Source organism: Riemerella anatipestifer (genome assembly GCF_009663465.1).
In the GTDB taxonomy this organism is placed as follows: domain Bacteria; phylum Bacteroidota; class Bacteroidia; order Flavobacteriales; family Weeksellaceae; genus Riemerella; species Riemerella anatipestifer_C.
The window spans coordinates 254,029-271,798 of sequence record NZ_QXHU01000005.1; the positions used below are offsets into that span (position 1 = coordinate 254,029).

The window sequence follows — 17,770 nt, forward strand, 5'->3', positions numbered from 1 at the left end:
ATTTAATAAAAATATTTAATAAAAATAATCACCTTAATAACCAGTAGTTTAAGGTGATTATTTTTTTTATTTGCCAAATTATGGTATATTCTATATTATTTGCTTTACCTTTGTACCATCATTTAATGAAAACGGCTCCTTATGCCACTTTCTGATTAAAGTTTTTTAGAAGAATTATTCTTAATACTCCCTCAGTTTTTGTGTTTTTAGTTGCCATTATCAGTAATAAATAATAGCATATTAAAACAAATAACAATCTAAAAAAACATTTAACACAACCTTATTATTATGCGAAGGTAGTGTTTACTTTACGCCAATAGTTCTTTGGCAAAATTATTTATGAATTTTACACAATTATCATTATCAAGCCCTATTTTAAAGGCGATATCTGACGCTGGTTATACAACCCCTACTGCAATTCAAGAAAAAGCAATTCCAACCATTTTAGAAGGTAGAGACCTTATAGGGTGTGCTCAAACGGGAACTGGTAAAACAGCTGCTTTCTCAATTCCATTATTGCAAATATTGTCAGAAACACCTAAAAAAGGCAAATCTATTAGAGCGTTGATTTTAACACCAACAAGAGAACTGGCTATTCAAATTCAAGAAAATATAGAACAGTATAGCAAGTTTTTGAATATAAAACATCTGTCAATTTTTGGAGGGGTACCTCAAGGGAAACAAGAAAGAGCCTTGAACCAAGGCGTAGATATTTTAATAGCAACTCCAGGGCGGTTATTAGACCTAATGCAACAAGGATTGCTTAGCCTATCTCAAATAGAAATTTTAGTTTTAGACGAAGCCGACCGTATGCTAGATATGGGATTTGTAAACGATGTTAAAAAAATCCTTACCAAAGTGCCTAAGAAAAGACAAACCTTATTTTTCTCGGCTACGATGCCTAATTCTATAAGACAATTTGCAGAAACTATCTTAGATAACCCTGCTGAAGTTACAGTAACTCCAGTATCTTCTACGGCTAAAACAATAGAACAATCCGTTTATTTTGTAGAAAAAAATGATAAAACCAACTTACTGATAAATATTTTAAAAGATACATCAGAGCTAAGGTCGCTTATTTTTACAAGAACCAAACACGGGGCAGATAGATTAGTAAAACAATTAGGTAGAACAGGAATTTTTGCAGCAGCAATACACGGCAACAAATCTCAAAACGCCCGTCAAAAAGCACTTAAAGATTTTAAAGATAACCGTATCAGTGTCTTAATCGCTACAGACATCGCTGCCAGAGGGATAGATATAGATGAGCTACCACAGGTAATTAACTACGAGCTTCCCAATGTGACAGAAACTTATGTGCATAGAATAGGTAGAACAGGTAGAGCAGGAACTTCAGGAAACGCCATTTCGTTTTGTGGAGCAGAAGAAAGAAAAGATTTGAAAAATATACAAAGGCTAATAGGTTTCACTATGACCACCGCACCTGCAATCTAATAAAAAAATAAAACTATGGGAGATACTTATTCTAAAAAAGAGAACGATAAGAAAAAACTTCAGAAGCTTAAAGAGAAAGCACTTAGAAGAGAAGAAAGAAAACATAATAACAATAAAGGTAAAAGCCTAGATGATATGCTAGTATATGTAGATGCCAACGGGCAAATTACAAATACACCACCAGATTTATCAGAAAAAGTAGAAATTTCGTTAGAAGATATTCAGCTAGGAGCAGCCCCTCACGATGTAGATGAAACCTTCAACAAAGGTACGGTAACTTTCTATAACGAAGAAAAAGGCTATGGATTTATCAACGACCACCGCTCCAAAGAAAGTATTTTCGTACACGCTAACCAACTATCCGAAGTCTTAAAGAAAGACGATAAAGTAAGCTACGAAAAAGAAAAAGGACCAAAAGGCTACATTGCCATCAATGTTATCAAGATAAAATAAAAAAATAATATAATTAACTTAAATTCAATTACAATGCAAGAAGGTACCGTAAAATTTTTCAACGAAACAAAAGGTTTCGGATTTATTACTCCATCTAACGGAGGAGAAGATGTGTTTGTACACACAAGTGGTTTAAAAACTAAAGTTCATGAAAATGATAAAGTAGTTTACGAATTACAACAAGGTAAAAAAGGGATTAACGCTGTTAATGTAAAATTAGCATAGTACCATCTTCTTTTTATCCTGAAAAAATAGCAACACAAACAGGATTAAATAAAATATAGCTAGTGAGAACCGTTTCATTTTTTGAGATGGTTTTTTTATTTTAGTACAAAAAATAGTAGATTATGAATTCCTTTGGAGAAGTATCTATTGATATAAATATCTCGTGTTTAGGTTACGTTATTTTATTTTTAGTAGCTATTAGCCTTGTTCCAGTTATATATCAAATTTATAGAACTATTAGAAAATAGTTAAAAAAATAGAGAACAGCTAAAATTAAAAGTGTTTTTTAGTTGCGTTTGAATTATTACAGACACTTTATCAAGAGAAAAACTAGATAAATTGGCAGTCGTAGCTAGCCAAAATGTAACAGAAGAATTTAGTTTAGTATTTGGATAAAAAAATCCCTAAAATTTTAAATGAAATTGAAAAAATGAATTATGAAAAAAAATGTTATCCATTATTTTATATCTTCTGTGTTGTTGCAAAGAACATTTTTATAGAAGCCTTTACAATTATAGTAATACAAATATGTTTACAATGAATAAAGTTCTGATTTTATATATAAGTCTTTTTATAGTTGAGATAACGAGTAGTTTTTTTTTAGTTTTTTTTTATTGCAGTTTTGAAGAATTTAATTTGAAAGGAAGTTTTAGTGTTACTATTTTATGGAATGTTTGGAGAGTATTATTTTATGGGGTTCCATTTATAATACTGTATTTTCTATTATTTAAGCATATTAGGAATATTAACATATACAAACCATTATCATTCTCTCTATTTAACCTATTTGTTTATGTTGATTTATCAATTTTAACAAGAGTTATTTGGGGTAAAAATATTCCGTTGCTACCAGAGGGAACAATGTTTTATGTAACATGTATAGCAACTTTCATAAGTCCCTTAGTTTTGGGACAGATACCATATTTTAAGAAACTAATAGAAAAATTGTGTATCAAATAATGATACTAAAACGAATTAAAAATATACTGTCAAACTGTCATAAAAAGTAAAAATAAGTTTCGGAGTTTTGTCGAACCTACGACGGAGACACGACGGAGCGATGACGGAGCGATACGCAATAAAAAAAGACTGCCAAAGTGGCAAATTCTTCCAATAGCCGAAGAGCATAATGCTTATTGAGATAAGCATTATGCATATCATTACACAGACTATTGGGGTAATATAAAGTCGCCTTTGTTATAGAAATAGCAATGTATTAGTCTTACCGAGTAGAGCTACTATCCTTATAAATACAAAAAAAGGGAGCTGTTCAGAACTCCCTTTCTTAGACTACAAATAAATCACTCTGCAGAGAGGAAGGGATTCGAACCCTCGATACAGTTACCCGTATACTACCTTTCCAGGGTAGCTCCTTCAACCACTCGGACACCTCTCTAAAATTGAGTTGCAAATATAGAAAAAATAATCTATTCCGCCATTTCTCCACAAATATTTTTAGAAAAAACATTGCTAAAACTTTCATTAGAATACATAGGATTACCTACAATATGCATTGCTTTAGTAATTGCAGCTTCAGCGGTCATATCCTTACCACTAATGGCCCCTATTTCACTAAAGATATTACTATTTTCGTACTTACCAAAGGAGATTTCACCCGAAATACACTGGCTAATAATCACGATTTCGGTATTATTATTTCTAATTCTTTTGAGAGTCTCTATCGTTTGTTTATTATTGAAGATAGTTCCAGAGCCAAAAACTTGGAGAATAAGCACTTTAACATTATCTAAATTGGGCAGATAGTTCCAGTTCATACCAGGGAAAATCCTAAGGAAAAACACCTCTTCTGATAGATGATAATCTACACTAAAAATTTCAGATTTCGGTCTTAAAAGCACTTCTTTATCCACATTAAGATGTACGCCAGACTGTCCAAGTATTGGATAATTAGGGCTATGGTAAGCATCAAAGTATTCGGCGGAATATTTAAGGGTTCTATTGCCTCGTAGGAGTTTGTATTCAAAATAGATAGCTACTTCTTGTATTACCGCTTTGTCATTTTCGTACAAACTAGCGTAGTAGAGGCTAGTTAGTAAGTTTTCTTTGGCATCTGTTCTAAGGTCTCCTATGGGCAGTTGTGAACCAGTTAAAATAACAGGTTTGTCAAGATTTTTAAGCATAAAACTAAGGGCAGACGCTGTGTAAGACATAGTATCTGTACCGTGTAGAATCAAAAAACCATCAAATTCAGAATACTGTTTTTCTATATATTTAGCGATAGTTTTCCATTCTTTTATACCCATATCAGAAGAATCTACTGGAGTATCGAAAGAAGTTACAAACACCTCACATTCCAATAAATTAATTTCAGGAATTTTGTCAAAAATATGATTAAAATTAAAGGGATGGAGGCTACCAGTGGTATAATTTTTTTCCATACCTATTGTCCCTCCAGTATAGATGAGTGATATTTTTCTTCTCATAACTAATTAAAACGCTCGTGCAAATATAATTAGATAAATTTTAAACCAATATCTTAGATGTGGATAATTATTATAGTTTTGTTTATCAGATATATAAAGTTTTTCTTCTTTTCCTCTATTTGGAGAATAGAAAAAATATTATATATTTGCGTTTAATGTGTCACTTAGAGAACATATTTAATTTAAAAACCGAAGGGCAAGGTCCTTCACAAAGATATTGTTATTATTAGAACGAAGCCATTGGCTTCGTTTTTTTTTATAATTTTTTTAAGTTATGCTTACAATTTCAGATTTATCCACAGAGAAAATTAGATCTCTTTTAGAAGAGGCGCAAGGGTTTGCCAATGGTAGAATAGTTAAATGCCAACAAGAAGTTTATGTGTCTAATCTTTTCTTTGAAAACAGTACGAGAACCAAAACAAGTTTTGATGTAGCCGAAAGGAAATTAGGACTCAATGTGGTGCCTTTTGATGTCTCTACCAGTTCGGTAAACAAAGGCGAAACGCTTTACGATACGGTAAAAACTTTGGAAAGTATTGGAGTTGATTTAGTGGTCATTCGCCATAGTCAAGACTTTTATTTTAGGGAGTTGGAGACTATTAACATTCCTATAATTAACGGAGGAGATGGCACAGGTAACCACCCTTCGCAATCTTTGTTGGATTTGATGACGATTTATCAAGAATTTAAAAAGTTCGAAGGATTAAAAGTGGGGATTGTAGGCGATGTTAAGCACAGTAGAGTGGCTAATTCTAATGCGGAGGCACTAAGACGACTTGGAGCTAAAGTCTATTTTTCTGGGCCGGAAGATTGGTTTGATGAAGCCGAATTTATCAATGGGACTTATCTGCCTATAGATACGCTTGTAAAAGAGGTTGATGTGGTGATGCTTCTTCGCATTCAGCACGAAAGACACGGAGAGAAAATGAAATTGTCTTTAGACAAATACCATCAAAAATACGGTCTTACCAAAGAAAGAGCCGCTCAAATGAAACCAACTACTATCATTATGCATCCGGCTCCTATCAATAGAGGGGTGGAAATAGAGACGGATTTGGTGGAAAGCCCTCAGTCCAGAATATTTAAGCAAATGGAAAACGGCGTTTACGCCCGAATGGCGATCCTAAAACAGGCTTTGGAAGACAAAGGAGTGATGTTTAAAACAATATAATCAATCTAAAAACTAATGGAATTGGTTTTTGAAACTATATAAATCTAAAAGTTGAAAATGAAAAAGAAACTAATTTTAGAATCAGGGGAAGTGCTTCACGGCTGGGGATTTGGTGCAAACCTTAACACCGAGGGCGAAGTGGTTTTCAATACAGGAATGACGGGCTATCAGGAGCTAATTTCCGACCCGTCTTATTGCGGACAAATAGTGTGTATGACCTATCCGCTTATTGGGAATTACGGCATCAATCGTGATGACTACGAGTGCATAGAGCCTTCCATTAAAGGGCTTATTGTGAAGGAGGTGTGTGATTTGCCTTCCAACTTTCGTTCTCAAATGGCTTTAGAGGAGTTTTTCAGTAAAAAAGGCATTGCAGGTATTTCGGGGATTGATACCCGAAAACTGACCCGAATTATCCGCAATCACGGGGTGCTCAAAGGCAGAATTGTTGATATGGAGGCCGACGAAAACCAAATAATAGCCGAATTAAAAGCCCAATCGCTTCCGACCAACCAAATCGAAACGGTATCCACCAAAACACCTTTTTCTGCACCGGGGCGAGGGTTTAAAGTAGTACTAATCGACTTCGGAGCCAAGTTGGGAATTATTAGAGAACTGTCCCAAAGAAACTGCGATATTACGGTGGTTTCTCACGATACTACGGCGGAAGAAATCCTACTAATGGCACCAGATGGCATTATGCTTTCCAATGGTCCGGGCGACCCGCAAGATGTGCCTCACGCTCACGAAACGGTGCGAAAACTTTTGGGTAAAGTGCCTATTTTCGGGATATGTATGGGGCATCAGGTGGTAGGTTTGGCTTGTGGGGCTAAAACGTTCAAACTGAAATTTGGGCATAGGGGAGGCAACCACCCTGTTTTAGACTTGAGAACCAATAAGGTGGCGATAACTTCCCAAAATCACGGCTACGCTATTGACCAAGAAAGCCTTAAAAATACCGATTTAGAAGAAACCCATATCGCTCTTAATGATAGAACCAACGAAGGCGTGCGTCATAAAAAATACCCTTGTTTCTCGGTGCAGTATCACCCCGAAGCCAGTCCGGGACCAGAAGATGCCAACTATCTGTTTGATGAGTTTGTGGAGATGATGAAAGAATGGAAAAAACAATAGTTATAAATAAACAAAAATGAGAATAATAATAGCATTAGTATTCCTTTTAGGAACTTCTTTTCAAGTTTTTGGGCAAAAAAAGCATTCCTATTTGTATAAGGGAATGATGGACCGTAAAACTCCAATAACTATGTATCTGCAATCAGAAGATAACGGATGTACAGGAGACCTTTATTATATGGGAATGTACAGCTATGGTAGTGATAGATGGATACAACTGGATATAAACAACAATGATAGAAATCAGTTTGTTTTGGTGGAGGAAGGGCTCACTGGGGTACTGATGTTACAAAAAACAAAAAAAGGTTTTAGTGGTTTGTGGATAAGCCCAGATACCAAAAAGCAATTAAAAGTGGAGTTGGTTCAAGAGAAACTTCAGCCTAAAGAAAAGGAAGTTTATGAACAAAAGTTAGAAAACTTGAATTACGAAAATCATGATTGTTAGTGTCTGTAAATTTTAACTATCTTTAAATTCTGATAAAAATAAAACAATCAATTATGGTACAGAAAACATCAGCAGCATTTGTCGGCGCTTCTTGGGTGGCTTTAGGGGCAGGCATCTTAGGTTATTTAATAGGTCTATGGAGGGCCGAAATGGAACTAAACGAAAAAGGCTACTACTTTACGGTTTTAATGTTTGGTCTTTTCTCGGTAGTTTCCCTTCAAAAAAGTGTAAGGGACAAATTAGAGGGCATCAAAATTACCGATATTTACTACGGCATTTGCTGGTTCAGCACCATTTTGTCTATTGTACTTTTGGTGGTTGGGCTTTGGAATGCCACTCTGCTGCCAAGCGAAAAAGGCTTTTATGCGTTTGCTTTTTTGTTGGCTCTCTTTGGAGCGATAGCCGTACAAAAGAATACACGGGATAACTTAAATGCAACGAAATAAATCAAAAATCACCTTAAGAAGGTGGGGGTATCTGGAGTTTAGAATGGGGAAAGAGGCAAGCGAGGAGGAGGCACTCTTCGGTGGCATACTAAAAGGTGTAAGGAGCAAGTCGCAAACGGTTTACAATTTCCCCCACTTTTGCATCGCCTTGTAGCCCATTGCGGCGGTGCTAAGAATTTAGTTTTAGCCTCTTTCGCAAAAGGCGGTAGGAGCAAAAAAAGAAAAAAAGCCCTTTCGCAGATGGCGAAAGCCTCAAAAAACAACCGAAAGTAACCCATTCGTAATGCGACGGGGTGAAAAATGAATAAAACAGCCTCTCGCAGGGGTAGAAGATAGAAAAAATATAATTTTAATCTATAAAAAAAGTAAAAATGATAAAAGAATTAAGTTTAAGCAAAGTAAGACTGATGGCGTTCTACCAAGTAATGAGCAATATAAAGAGCTTACTTGAGCAAGAAAACTTGCAGACCCTGCAATTGCAAGCCCTCAAAACCGAATTTGATGAAAAACTCTCCGCTTTGGACGAAGCCCTGAAACCCCTTGCTAAAAGCAACTTTACCGAAGAACTGCAAAAGGAAGACGAAACCCGAGATACCCTTTTGGTAGGATTGCAGATGCACTGCCGGGCTTTCCTTAATTTTCCTAACGAGGCGAAGAGCAAAGCCGCAAAAAGCCTTCTGCTCGTGATAGAAAAATACGGCAAAAACCTACCCAACAAACCACTGCAAGAGGAGACGGGGATTATTACTAATCTTTTGGACGACTTTGCCCAAAGCCCTCACAAAGAGGCTTTGCAAACCATAGGCGCTACCGAGTGGACGACGGCCCTTGTGGCGTCTAACCAAAAATTTGCCACCCTTTACAACAGCCGAAACCAAGAGCGTGGAGCGATAGAAATCGGTAAATCCAAACAGACCAGACAAGCGATGCAGGAGGTCTTTTCCCGCCTTATTAAGACCATTAATGCCCTTGCGCTTATCCACGGCGAAACCCCGTACACCAACCTTGCAAACAACCTTAACGAAACCATAAAAAAAGCCAGACTATAATCCCAAGAAAGCAAAAAAAATGAAAAGAACAGACCTAAAAACGATTTTGGTAATAGGCTCAGGACCAATCATCATCGGACAAGCTGCCGAGTTTGATTATTCGGGGACACAGGCGTGTCTTTCCCTAAAGGAGGAAGGCTATCGCGTGATACTCATCAACTCCAATCCTGCCACCATAATGACCGATGTAGAAATAGCCGATAAAGTCTATATAGAGCCTATTTCCTTGGAGTTTGTCAGCCAGATTATTCGCAAAGAAAGACCAGATGCCTTGTTGCCAACGCTGGGTGGACAAACAGGGCTTAATATGGCGGTAGAATTAGAAAAATCAGGGATATTAGAAGAATGCAAAGTAGAAGTTTTAGGAACTAAACTTTCAGCGATTAACCAAGCCGAAGACCGAGACTTATTCCGTGAACTGATGCGAGAACTCGGAGAGCCAGTCCCAGAATCGGATATTGTGAATACGGTAGAACAAGCCCTTAACTTTGCTAATACGATTGGCTATCCAGTGATTGTTCGCCCTGCCTTCACGATGGGCGGAACGGGGGGCGGTATCGCTTCCGATGAAACAGAGCTTAAAGAAATTGTAGCGAATGGGCTTAAATACAGCCCCGTAACCCAATGTTTGATTGAGAAATCCATTGCAGGATTTAAAGAGATAGAGTACGAAGTGATGCGTGATGCCAACGATAACGCCATTGTAGTATGTAATATGGAAAACATAGACCCTGTGGGAGTACATACAGGCGATTCTATTGTGGTAGCCCCTTCGCAGACGCTTTCGGATAGAGAGTATCAACTGTTAAGAAACGCCTCGCTGAAGATTATTAGAGCTTTGGGGATTGAGGGCGGCTGTAATGTCCAGTTGGCTTTAGACCCACATTCGTTCAATTATTATATCATTGAGGTTAATCCGAGAGTATCCCGTTCTTCGGCGTTGGCGAGTAAGGCAACGGGCTATCCAATTGCCAAGATAGCGGCTAAAATAGCGGTGGGGCTTACCTTAGACGAAATTATGAACCCCGTTACGGGCAAAACTTATGCGTGTTTTGAACCAGCGTTAGACTATGTGGTTACCAAAATCCCAAGATTTCCATTTGATAAATTTGAAACGGCCGACCGCCGCCTTTCCACTCAAATGAAAGCCACTGGCGAAGTAATGGCGATTGGGCGAAACTTCGAGGAGTCTTTACAGAAGGCTATTCGCTCGTTGGAGACAGGCATCAGACACTTAGGATTAAAAACCAAACAAGCGGCACAGCTTACGCCAGAAGAAATAGAAAGACGCATCAGAGTTTGCGATGACGAGCGATTGTTCATCATTGGTGATGCTTTGAGGAGAGGCTACGATTGGGAGCAAATTGTAGAATGGAGCAAGATTGATAAATTCTTCATTTGGAAACTTAAAAAACTGGTGGACTTTGAGAAAGTCATTGCCGAAAATAAATTCAATGCCGAAACGCTTAAAGAAGCTAAAAAGTTAGGCTTCTCGGATTTAAACATTGCTCACCTTTGGGGCGTTACTCAGAGGGAAGTTTTCAATTTCCGAAAAGAAAATGCCATTATGCCAGTCTATAAAATGGTAGATACTTGTGCGGCAGAGTTTGAGAGCGAAACGCCTTACTTTTATGGTACTTACGAGGAGGAAAACGAAAGCGTGGTAACAGAAAAAGAGAGTATTGTAGTTTTGGGTTCAGGACCTATCCGTATTGGGCAAGGGGTAGAGTTTGACTATGCCACCGTGCATTCCGTTTGGGCGATTAAAGAGATGGGCTACGAAGCCATTATCATCAACAACAATCCCGAAACCGTATCCACCGATTTCTCTATTTCGGATAAACTCTACTTTGAACCCCTCACAGAGGAAGATGTGATGAACATTATAGAACTTGAAAAGCCTAAAGGAGTGGTGGTTCAGTTTGGTGGACAAACCGCAATTAACTTAGCGGACAAACTATCGGCTCATGGGGTTAAAATTTTAGGAACCTCTTTGGAAGATTTAGACCGTGCAGAAAACCGAGATAAGTTTGAAAAAGCCCTTCAAGAATTGGGTATTCCTCAACCTTTGGGTAAAACTTCTACTTCTAAAGAGGAGGCGATTGCCATTGCGAATGAGATTGGCTATCCTGTTTTGGTGCGTCCGAGCTATGTATTGGGGGGTAGGGCGATGGAGATTGTCTATACCGAGCAAGAGCTTACCCATTATATGGAACACGCCGTAGATGCCAGCCCGGAACACCCAGTACTTATAGACCGCTATGTAACGGGGAAAGAGGTAGAGGTAGATGCCATTTCTGATGGCGAAACGGTGGTAATTCCAGGGATTATGGAGCATATCGAAAGGGCAGGGGTACACTCTGGCGACTCTATTGCGGTGTATCCGCCACAAAATCTTACGGAAAAACAAATCCACGATTTAGAAGACTATACTATACGATTAGCGAAGGGGCTTAATGTTGTGGGATTGATGAACATTCAGTATGTGATAGACCAAAGCGGAGAGGTGTTTGTGATTGAGGTCAATCCTCGTTCCTCCAGAACGGTGCCTTTCCTCTCTAAAATTACCGATGTGCCTATGGCAAACCTTGCCACTAAGGCGATATTGGGCAAATCTTTAGCCTCGCAAGGTTATACTAATGGGCTCGTGCCGAATAAGGACGGCGTTTTTGTGAAGGTACCAGTATTCTCGTTCTCTAAACTGACTAAAGTGGATATTTCTTTAGGACCAGAGATGAAATCCACAGGTGAAGTGATGGGGAAAGATGTTACCTTAGAAAAAGCCCTTTATAAGGGAATGATAGCTGCAGGTAGAAAAGTGCCAACCCACGGAGCGATACTCTTTACGGTAGCAGATAAGCACAAAGAGGAAGCGGCTGTTTTTGCGAGGAGGTTCCACGAGGTAGGCTTTAGAATCTGGGCAACGGAAGGAACGGCGAAATACTTTGAAGCTAAAGGCATACCAGCCAAAATAGGCTATAAGATAGGCGAGGAGGAAGTGAATTTGATAGACCTTATCCAAAAAGGAAAAGTGCAATATGTGGTTAATACCACTACCATAGGTAAGAAAACGGAGCGAGATGGGTTCCAGATTCGCCGTATGTCGGTAGAAAATGGGGTGCCTTGCCTCACTTCTATGGATACGGTGGAAGCTATCCTAAAGGTGATTGAGTCTATGAGTTTCAAGATGCAGGCAATGTAAATGAACCAAAAGCGAGGAGAATTTCCTCGCTTTTTTAGTTTAATTCAATTAGGTTTTAGAATAAATCCCTTGGGCTATTTGACAATTTCTACTAGATATTAAAATCAATCCTCTAGGTATTAAATTAGACCCTCTAGGTCTTACATTTGAGCCTATAGGTATTAAAGTAGAGGTTTTAGGTGTTAAATTAGACCCTTTAGGTCTTACATTTGCCCCCTCTAGGTATTAAAGTAGAGGTTTTGGGTATTAAATTAGACCCTCTAGGTCTTACATTTGACCCTCTAGGTATTAAAATAGAGTCTTTAGGTATTAAATTAGACCCTTTAGGTCTTACATTTGACCCTATGGGCATTAAAGTAGAGGTTTTAGGTATTAAATTAGACCCTTTAGGTCTTACATTAGACCCTCTAGGTATTAAAGTAGAGGTTTTAGGTATTAAATTAGACCCTCTAGGTCTTACATTTGAGCCTCTAGGTATTAAAGTAGAGGTTTTGGGTATTAAATTAGACCCTATAAATTCTTTTGATTTTTAGCGAAGTTTAGGATTAAAGCCCTCAATCTAGGCTTTAAATAGTGGTAACATTTCTGCAAAGGAGCCGCAGCGGTGCGTGGCAAGTGGGGTAGTGATGAGCCATTCGGTAGAGGTATAGGTAAACTCATAGCAAGAAAGGTTGGCTTTGGTGTGTTTTTTAATGAAACTCAATAGCAGTTCTTTTTCTCTTTCTGGGGCGTTGATGAGTGGCATTGCATAAGTTTCGGCTAGTGGAGTGTGTAGTGGTAGCTTTAACAAGACATCTTCTGCCATACCTGCCGTTAGTTTGCCGTGTTCTAGAAACCAAATTTGGTCAGAGAAATCCTTTGCCAATCGCCAATCGTGGGACGAGAATAAAACAAGTTTACGGTGCTGTTGAGCCAACTCTCGTAGGAGCGTCAGGATAGCCGTTTTGTTGTATTCGTCCAGATGAGTGGTAGGCTCGTCTAGTATCATTACAGGTGTGTTTTGAGCCAAAGCTCTGCCTATAAAAGCCTTCTGCAGGTTGCCATCGGATAGGGTGTTTAGTTTTTGATTTTTATAACGCTCCAGCCCAAGGTGGGTAATGATGTTTTGTATTTCGGCTTGGTCTTGCGAGGTCAGTTGAAAATAATATGGGTAGTGAATGAGTTTGCCTAAAGCCACCAAATCGGTTACAGTATAATTTTTGGGAAGGGTGTATTTAGAAAAAACGATGGAGATTAGCTGTGCCATTTCCTTTGGAGTTAAAGTGGCAATAGAGCTATGATTGATGAAAATCTGCCCTGCTAAAGGCTTGAGCTGGTTGAGTATAGATTTTATTAAGGTGGTTTTACCAATGCCATTATTCCCCATAATGAGAACCACTTCGCCTAGATGGGCTTGGGCATTGATGCCTTGGATGAGTGGCTGCTGGTAGCCAATGTTGAGGTTGCGGAGTTCCAAAAACATAGTTTAATACTTAGAGCGTTGCTTCATCATCATTACTAAAATCACTGGGATTCCGAATAAGGAAGTGATGATATTTAAAGGCAATTTACTGATTTCGGACAGGATAGAAAACAATTCCATAATAGCAATGCCTAGCGTAATGTTAAGCACCCACTGATGCCAAAGTAGGGCGGGACTGAAAATCATCCTACAAAAATGAGGCACTACAATACCTATAAAGAGGATAGGTCCAAGGAAAGCCGTTACACTAGCAGAAAGTAGAGATGAGGCTAAAATCACCGATACTTTAAGAGCATTGGTATTGATGCCGAAACTTTTGGCATAAGCGGTTCCTAGAGTGCTACCGATGAGCGGTTTTATACTTCGGAAGCTAAAGATTAGCCCAATACCGATAAGGGTAACGAGGATTATCATTTGGTTATGGTTGAGTTGGTTATTTGCACCAAAGCTCCAGAGAATGTAGTTTTTTAGGCTTTGATTTTCGGCGTACACTTGCAAAATGGAAATGATGGCGCCTGCCAAAGCGGAGATTAAAAATCCAAAAATCACAAGAAAGGTGTTGTCCCGAAATCTATTAGAGAGGAGTATAAGGAAGAACATCAGTCCCAAACTGCCTATAATGGCCACAAGGCTGATAAATCCGTTTTGTAAAAATTCGGGAATGAGAAGTTGATGCGAAAAAAAGATATAAAATGCCACACTCAAACTAGCGATGGAAGTAATGCCCAATACCGATGGTCCTGCCAACGGATTTTGGAAATATTCTTGCAGCAGAAAGCCAGAGGTAGGTATCGCCATACCAGCGAGGAGGACGGCTAAAGTCCTATTGATTCTCAACGAAGCAATATCTGATTGAGGTGTGTTTTGGAAAAAATCTTTTAGGCTTAAATCTAGATAGCCTACATTCAAATTGACGATAACCAAAATGATTATCGCCAATAGAATACTAACCATTAAAATACCGAATTTGCCTCTAAGCATCAGTTTATTTTAAGAATGTAGCAAGGAGCTGGTCTAGGTCTTCTTTAGACATACTGCCTTCTATTTCTTCGGTTTTGTTACCTTTTCTAACTAGAGTAAACGGAATGCCTTCTCCACGCCAAATTTTAAAATTCTGACTGAAAAAAGCATCATCAAATTGTTGTCCGTCAAACAAAAGGATATGTTTAGAAAGTTGTTGTTCTTCACCGAATTTTTTAACTTCTGTGTTCCAATCTTTTTTATCGTCTATACTCACAAAAGTAAATTTAACGGGTTTGCCATCTAGCTCCTTCATTTTTTCTTTGAAGTGAGGGATTTCCATCATACATGGTCCACACCAAGTTGCAAAGAAATTAGTTACATAGATAGTGTCATTTTCTTTAGCCTTTATTAGTTGGCTAAGTTCGTCTTTAGAAACTTCTTTAAGAGTTTGTTCTACCTTGGTGCTATCGCTAGAAGAAGAGGTGGTTACAGTTTCTGTTTTTTTGTCGTTGCAGCTTATTACTAGAGCCGTAAGTGCGAGTGTTACTAAGATTTTTCTCATAATTTTTTTATAAATTTGTCCACTATTATGAATGAATTAAATTCGAAGACTAAAACCCCCGATTTTAAAGGGCTAAAGGTAATTAAAAAAGAAGAAATTACCAAAAATGCCTTTCTTCTAGCGTTAGAATATGAGGATAAAGAGCATTTCCGCTTTAAATCTGGGCAGTATGTAAAGCTAAGGCACGAAGGCGAAGAAAATGATTATAGCATCATTAACGCTCCTTATGAAAATAAGTTGGAATTAGTGCTGAAAATCAATACACCTCAATCTTTTGCACAGAAGATATTTAACCATTACTCGGTTGGGGATATTATTGAGGTTTCTGCTCCCAAAGGACGCTTTACTTTGGCAGATAAACCCAGTGAAAAGCGTACTATATTAGGCTATGCAGGTGGGGTAGGAATTACGCCTATTATTTCGCATTTAAAGCATATTTTACATACAGAGAAAGGCACTCGTTTTTACCTTTTCTATTCTAATAAAACCAAGTCGGAGGTTATTCTTAAGAAAGAATTGGAGGCTCTGGAGCAATTCTACGGAGATAGATTGAAAGTTTACTATTTCTATACCCAAGAAGAAGATGCCAATGCCTTATTTTCTGGCAGAATAGATAGACATAAAATGAATCTTATCATCAATCAAATATTGCATTTGGACGAAGATGATGAAGAATCTACCATTTGGGACGCTGTGGACGAAATTTTGATTTGCGGTCCTGCGGAAATGATAAAGGAGGTGGCTACAGGAAGTTATGAAAATGGCATTCGTAAGAAGAATATTCATTTTGAATTTTTCAATACTTATGAAGGAACAATCTTCCCCGAAGAAGAAACTTTCCCTAAAGTAGAAAATATTGAGGTGGAATGGAAAATAGATGGAGATTCTTTCTCCGGAGTGATGCTAGAAAATAATGATGGAAGGCTATTGCAACAGGTATTAGATAAAGGTTATCGTTTGCCATATTCTTGCAAAGCAGGTAGATGTGGGGCGTGTAGATGTGTGCTAGAAGAGGGCGAGGTAGAAATGACCGAAAATGAATATCTTACCGATAAAGAACTTTCACAAGGGCAAATATTAACTTGTACCTCGGTTGTTCTATCGAATAAAGTAAAACTTAATTTTGATTGGTCTTGAGGCTACTAAAGGGCATATTTAAAACTATTTTAGGATTGGTGGAGCTAGTGGTGTTGGCTATGATGCTGGCTAATCTTTGGGTGTATGCCCTTACCAATGGTAGAACTTATACTAAGGTTAGTAAAATTCCAGCTAGAGAAGTGGCTTTGGTTTTAGGGACTTCGCCTAAGATGAGGTCGGGGATTGCTAACCCTTATTTTACAAAACGAATGGAGGCTGTTTCAGCACTTTATCATTATGGGAAAATAAAGAAAATTATAGTAAGTGGCGAAAAAAGTCCGTATTACGACGAGCCTCAAGCGATGGCTAACTATCTTATTAGAACCGAAGGTATCCCAGAAAGTGTCATCATACAAGACCCTAAAGGCTTTAGTACAAAGGAAAGTATTGTAAGATGTAAGAATAATTATAAGAAAAATGAGGTTATTATTATATCTCAAGGGTTTCATAATTTGAGGGCTTTATTCATCGCAAGAAACTTGAATATGAATGCGTTGGCCTTCGGTGCTCAAGATGTTACTAAACCCGAAAATTTTTATAGAAATCATACTAGGGAGTTTTTGGCAAGGGTACAAGCAGTGGCTTATTTTATTTTAGGGATAGATTAAATGGCAAACGCTAATAATATTTTAAGATTTATTTAAAAACTTTTAATAAATTTATATCTTTGCATCACAAAATATGATAACGAATGGCTAACCCACTTTTTTATGCTAAAATCTTACTTTTTGGAGAATATGGCATTATAGAAAATTCTCAGGGGCTTACGCTACCTTACAGTTTTTATAAGGGGACTTTAAAGTTTTCTGATTTATCTTCTGATTTTGAACGCCAATCTAACCAATCGTTATTAAAATATGCTGATTATCTTCAGAGTTTAACTTTGCCAAAAGACTTTGAACTAAATGTATCTGAGCTTAAAAAAGATATAAATAAAGGTCTATTCTTTGATTCTAATATTCCACAAGGATATGGTGTGGGGAGTTCGGGTGCATTAGTGGCGGCTATTTTTGAGCGTTATTCTCTTAAAAAATACAATCCAGAATACATTAGCAAAGAGGATTTAAAGCAGTTGAAAAAAGTCTTTGGAGAATTAGAAAGCTACTTTCACGGTAAAAGTTCGGGGATAGATCCACTAATTTGTTATATGAATTTGCCTATCCTCATAGAAAACAAAGAAAATGTAGACAGAGTTTCTATTCCTAAAGAACAGCAAGGTAAAGGAGCAATTTTTCTTATAGACTCTGGTGTGGTGGGGGAAACGGGACCAATGGTTCAGATTTTCTTTGAAAAGTTAAAGCAAGAAGGATTTAGGAAGACTTTAAAAGAAGAGTTTATTCGTTATAATAATGCTTGTATAGAAGCCTTTCTAAAAAAGGATATGAATCCGTTTTTTAAGAATTTAAGGAAGTTGTCCTTATGGGCTTACGAACACTTTAGACCAATGATTCCAGAAGGTATATTTAATGTATGGAAAAAAGGTTTGGATACCAATACTTACTATCTCAAACTTTGTGGTAGTGGTGGAGGTGGCTATATATTAGGGTTTACTCAAGATTATGATAAGGCAGAGAAAATGTTGGAAGGTTTCAAAAAAGAAGTAATTTATCGTTTTTGATGAG

The 17,770-nt window shown here is 37.7% G+C and carries 17 protein-coding genes and 1 tRNA gene; 13 read left to right on the forward strand and 5 right to left on the reverse strand.

Translation table 11 applies throughout. The features are described 5' to 3' along the window. The first annotated feature begins 339 nt into the window (after positions 1-339). From D1003_RS08690 to D1003_RS08700, 3 genes are read left to right on the forward strand one after another with little or no spacing between them, the layout of a single operon-like run. Positions 340-1,455 (forward strand): DEAD/DEAH box helicase, encoded by a 1,116-nt coding sequence (locus tag D1003_RS08690; protein ID WP_153936487.1) that lies wholly within the window; start codon positions 340-342, stop codon positions 1,453-1,455. Positions 1,456-1,470: 15 nt separating this feature from the next. Beyond that, complete coding sequence (locus tag D1003_RS08695) at positions 1,471-1,908, forward strand: cold-shock protein (protein WP_014938464.1); 438 nt, start codon at positions 1,471-1,473, stop codon at positions 1,906-1,908. Positions 1,909-1,941: 33 nt separating this feature from the next. Beyond that, positions 1,942-2,133 carry a cold-shock protein gene (locus D1003_RS08700; protein ID WP_004920047.1) on the forward strand — a complete coding sequence of 64 codons (192 nt, stop codon included), beginning with the start codon at positions 1,942-1,944 and terminating at the stop codon, positions 2,131-2,133. Positions 2,134-3,442: 1,309 nt separating this feature from the next. Here the strand turns inward: D1003_RS08700 and D1003_RS08705 are convergent. Continuing rightward, positions 3,443-3,529, reverse strand: a tRNA-Ser gene (locus tag D1003_RS08705). A 31-nt stretch (positions 3,530-3,560) separates the two neighbouring features. Then, on the reverse strand, positions 3,561-4,577 hold the full coding sequence (locus D1003_RS08710) for an asparaginase (protein WP_052910700.1): 1,017 nt from the start codon (positions 4,575-4,577) through the stop codon (positions 3,561-3,563). Between the two features lie 274 nt (positions 4,578-4,851). On the opposite strand from D1003_RS08710, the gene D1003_RS08715 reads away from it, so the two are divergent. The 7 genes from D1003_RS08715 to D1003_RS08745 all read left to right on the forward strand — a co-directional run bounded on the left by D1003_RS08715 (position 4,852) and on the right by D1003_RS08745 (position 12,557). Further along, complete coding sequence (locus D1003_RS08715; protein ID WP_153936488.1) at positions 4,852-5,748, forward strand: aspartate carbamoyltransferase catalytic subunit; 897 nt, start codon at positions 4,852-4,854, stop codon at positions 5,746-5,748. Positions 5,749-5,805: 57 nt separating this feature from the next. After that, positions 5,806-6,882, forward strand: a complete 1,077-nt coding sequence (gene carA / locus D1003_RS08720) for a glutamine-hydrolyzing carbamoyl-phosphate synthase small subunit (RefSeq protein ID WP_153936489.1) — start codon at positions 5,806-5,808, stop codon at positions 6,880-6,882. A gap of 16 nt (positions 6,883-6,898) precedes the next feature. Continuing rightward, a complete protein-coding gene (locus tag D1003_RS08725; protein WP_153936490.1) occupies positions 6,899-7,327 on the forward strand; it encodes a hypothetical protein in 429 nt (142 codons plus the stop codon). A gap of 53 nt (positions 7,328-7,380) precedes the next feature. Then, complete coding sequence (gene yiaA, locus D1003_RS08730) at positions 7,381-7,773, forward strand: inner membrane protein YiaA (protein WP_052910711.1); 393 nt, start codon at positions 7,381-7,383, stop codon at positions 7,771-7,773. A 371-nt stretch (positions 7,774-8,144) separates the two neighbouring features. Beyond that, complete coding sequence (locus tag D1003_RS08735; protein WP_153936491.1) at positions 8,145-8,822, forward strand: DUF6261 family protein; 678 nt, start codon at positions 8,145-8,147, stop codon at positions 8,820-8,822. Positions 8,823-8,841: 19 nt separating this feature from the next. Continuing rightward, entirely contained in the window at positions 8,842-12,024 is a 3,183-nt protein-coding gene (gene carB / locus D1003_RS08740; protein ID WP_004920019.1) for a carbamoyl-phosphate synthase large subunit, read from the forward strand. 239 nt (positions 12,025-12,263) lie between these two features. Beyond that, a complete protein-coding gene (locus D1003_RS08745; protein ID WP_185148343.1) occupies positions 12,264-12,557 on the forward strand; it encodes a hypothetical protein in 294 nt (97 codons plus the stop codon). Between the two features lie 26 nt (positions 12,558-12,583). On the opposite strand, the gene D1003_RS08750 is transcribed toward D1003_RS08745, so the two are convergent. Genes D1003_RS08750 through D1003_RS08760 form a run of 3 tightly spaced genes read right to left on the reverse strand, consistent with a single transcriptional unit; the run spans position 12,584 to position 15,011 of the window. Beyond that, complete coding sequence (locus D1003_RS08750) at positions 12,584-13,486, reverse strand: ABC transporter ATP-binding protein (RefSeq protein WP_153936493.1); 903 nt, start codon at positions 13,484-13,486, stop codon at positions 12,584-12,586. A 3-nt stretch (positions 13,487-13,489) separates the two neighbouring features. After that, complete coding sequence (locus tag D1003_RS08755; RefSeq protein WP_153936494.1) at positions 13,490-14,467, reverse strand: iron ABC transporter permease; 978 nt, start codon at positions 14,465-14,467, stop codon at positions 13,490-13,492. A gap of 4 nt (positions 14,468-14,471) precedes the next feature. Then, the gene (locus D1003_RS08760) at positions 14,472-15,011 is read right to left on the reverse strand and encodes a TlpA disulfide reductase family protein (RefSeq protein ID WP_014938475.1); all 540 of its coding nucleotides are present in this window, start codon (positions 15,009-15,011) and stop codon (positions 14,472-14,474) included. A gap of 27 nt (positions 15,012-15,038) precedes the next feature. On the opposite strand from D1003_RS08760, the gene D1003_RS08765 reads away from it, so the two are divergent. From D1003_RS08765 to D1003_RS08775, 3 genes are all read left to right on the forward strand, one after another. Continuing rightward, on the forward strand, positions 15,039-16,148 hold the full coding sequence (locus tag D1003_RS08765) for a 2Fe-2S iron-sulfur cluster-binding protein (protein ID WP_153936495.1): 1,110 nt from the start codon (positions 15,039-15,041) through the stop codon (positions 16,146-16,148). Then, the gene (locus D1003_RS08770) at positions 16,145-16,756 is read left to right on the forward strand and encodes a vancomycin high temperature exclusion protein (protein ID WP_153936496.1); all 612 of its coding nucleotides are present in this window, start codon (positions 16,145-16,147) and stop codon (positions 16,754-16,756) included. Before D1003_RS08765 ends, D1003_RS08770 begins: the two co-directional genes overlap by 4 nt. 83 nt (positions 16,757-16,839) lie before the next feature. Beyond that, on the forward strand, positions 16,840-17,766 hold the full coding sequence (locus D1003_RS08775; protein ID WP_153936498.1) for a mevalonate kinase: 927 nt from the start codon (positions 16,840-16,842) through the stop codon (positions 17,764-17,766). Positions 17,767-17,770 lie beyond the last annotated feature (4 nt).

Bases quoted from the DNA above. Each gene is read 5' to 3' on its own strand.
- D1003_RS08690 (WP_153936487.1), top strand. From the start codon at position 340: ATGAATTTTACACAATTATCATTATCAAGCCCTATTTTAAAGGCGATA.
- D1003_RS08695 (WP_014938464.1), top strand. From the start codon at position 1,471: ATGGGAGATACTTATTCTAAAAAAGAGAACGATAAGAAAAAACTTCAG.
- D1003_RS08700 (WP_004920047.1), top strand. From the start codon at position 1,942: ATGCAAGAAGGTACCGTAAAATTTTTCAACGAAACAAAAGGTTTCGGA.
- D1003_RS08710 (WP_052910700.1), bottom strand. From the start codon at position 4,577: ATGAGAAGAAAAATATCACTCATCTATACTGGAGGGACAATAGGTATG.
- D1003_RS08715 (WP_153936488.1), top strand. From the start codon at position 4,852: ATGCTTACAATTTCAGATTTATCCACAGAGAAAATTAGATCTCTTTTA.
- carA (WP_153936489.1), top strand. From the start codon at position 5,806: ATGAAAAAGAAACTAATTTTAGAATCAGGGGAAGTGCTTCACGGCTGG.
- D1003_RS08725 (WP_153936490.1), top strand. From the start codon at position 6,899: ATGAGAATAATAATAGCATTAGTATTCCTTTTAGGAACTTCTTTTCAA.
- yiaA (WP_052910711.1), top strand. From the start codon at position 7,381: ATGGTACAGAAAACATCAGCAGCATTTGTCGGCGCTTCTTGGGTGGCT.
- D1003_RS08735 (WP_153936491.1), top strand. From the start codon at position 8,145: ATGATAAAAGAATTAAGTTTAAGCAAAGTAAGACTGATGGCGTTCTAC.
- carB (WP_004920019.1), top strand. From the start codon at position 8,842: ATGAAAAGAACAGACCTAAAAACGATTTTGGTAATAGGCTCAGGACCA.
- D1003_RS08750 (WP_153936493.1), bottom strand. From the start codon at position 13,486: ATGTTTTTGGAACTCCGCAACCTCAACATTGGCTACCAGCAGCCACTC.
- D1003_RS08755 (WP_153936494.1), bottom strand. From the start codon at position 14,467: ATGCTTAGAGGCAAATTCGGTATTTTAATGGTTAGTATTCTATTGGCG.
- D1003_RS08760 (WP_014938475.1), bottom strand. From the start codon at position 15,011: ATGAGAAAAATCTTAGTAACACTCGCACTTACGGCTCTAGTAATAAGC.
- D1003_RS08765 (WP_153936495.1), top strand. From the start codon at position 15,039: ATGAATGAATTAAATTCGAAGACTAAAACCCCCGATTTTAAAGGGCTA.
- D1003_RS08775 (WP_153936498.1), top strand. From the start codon at position 16,840: ATGGCTAACCCACTTTTTTATGCTAAAATCTTACTTTTTGGAGAATAT.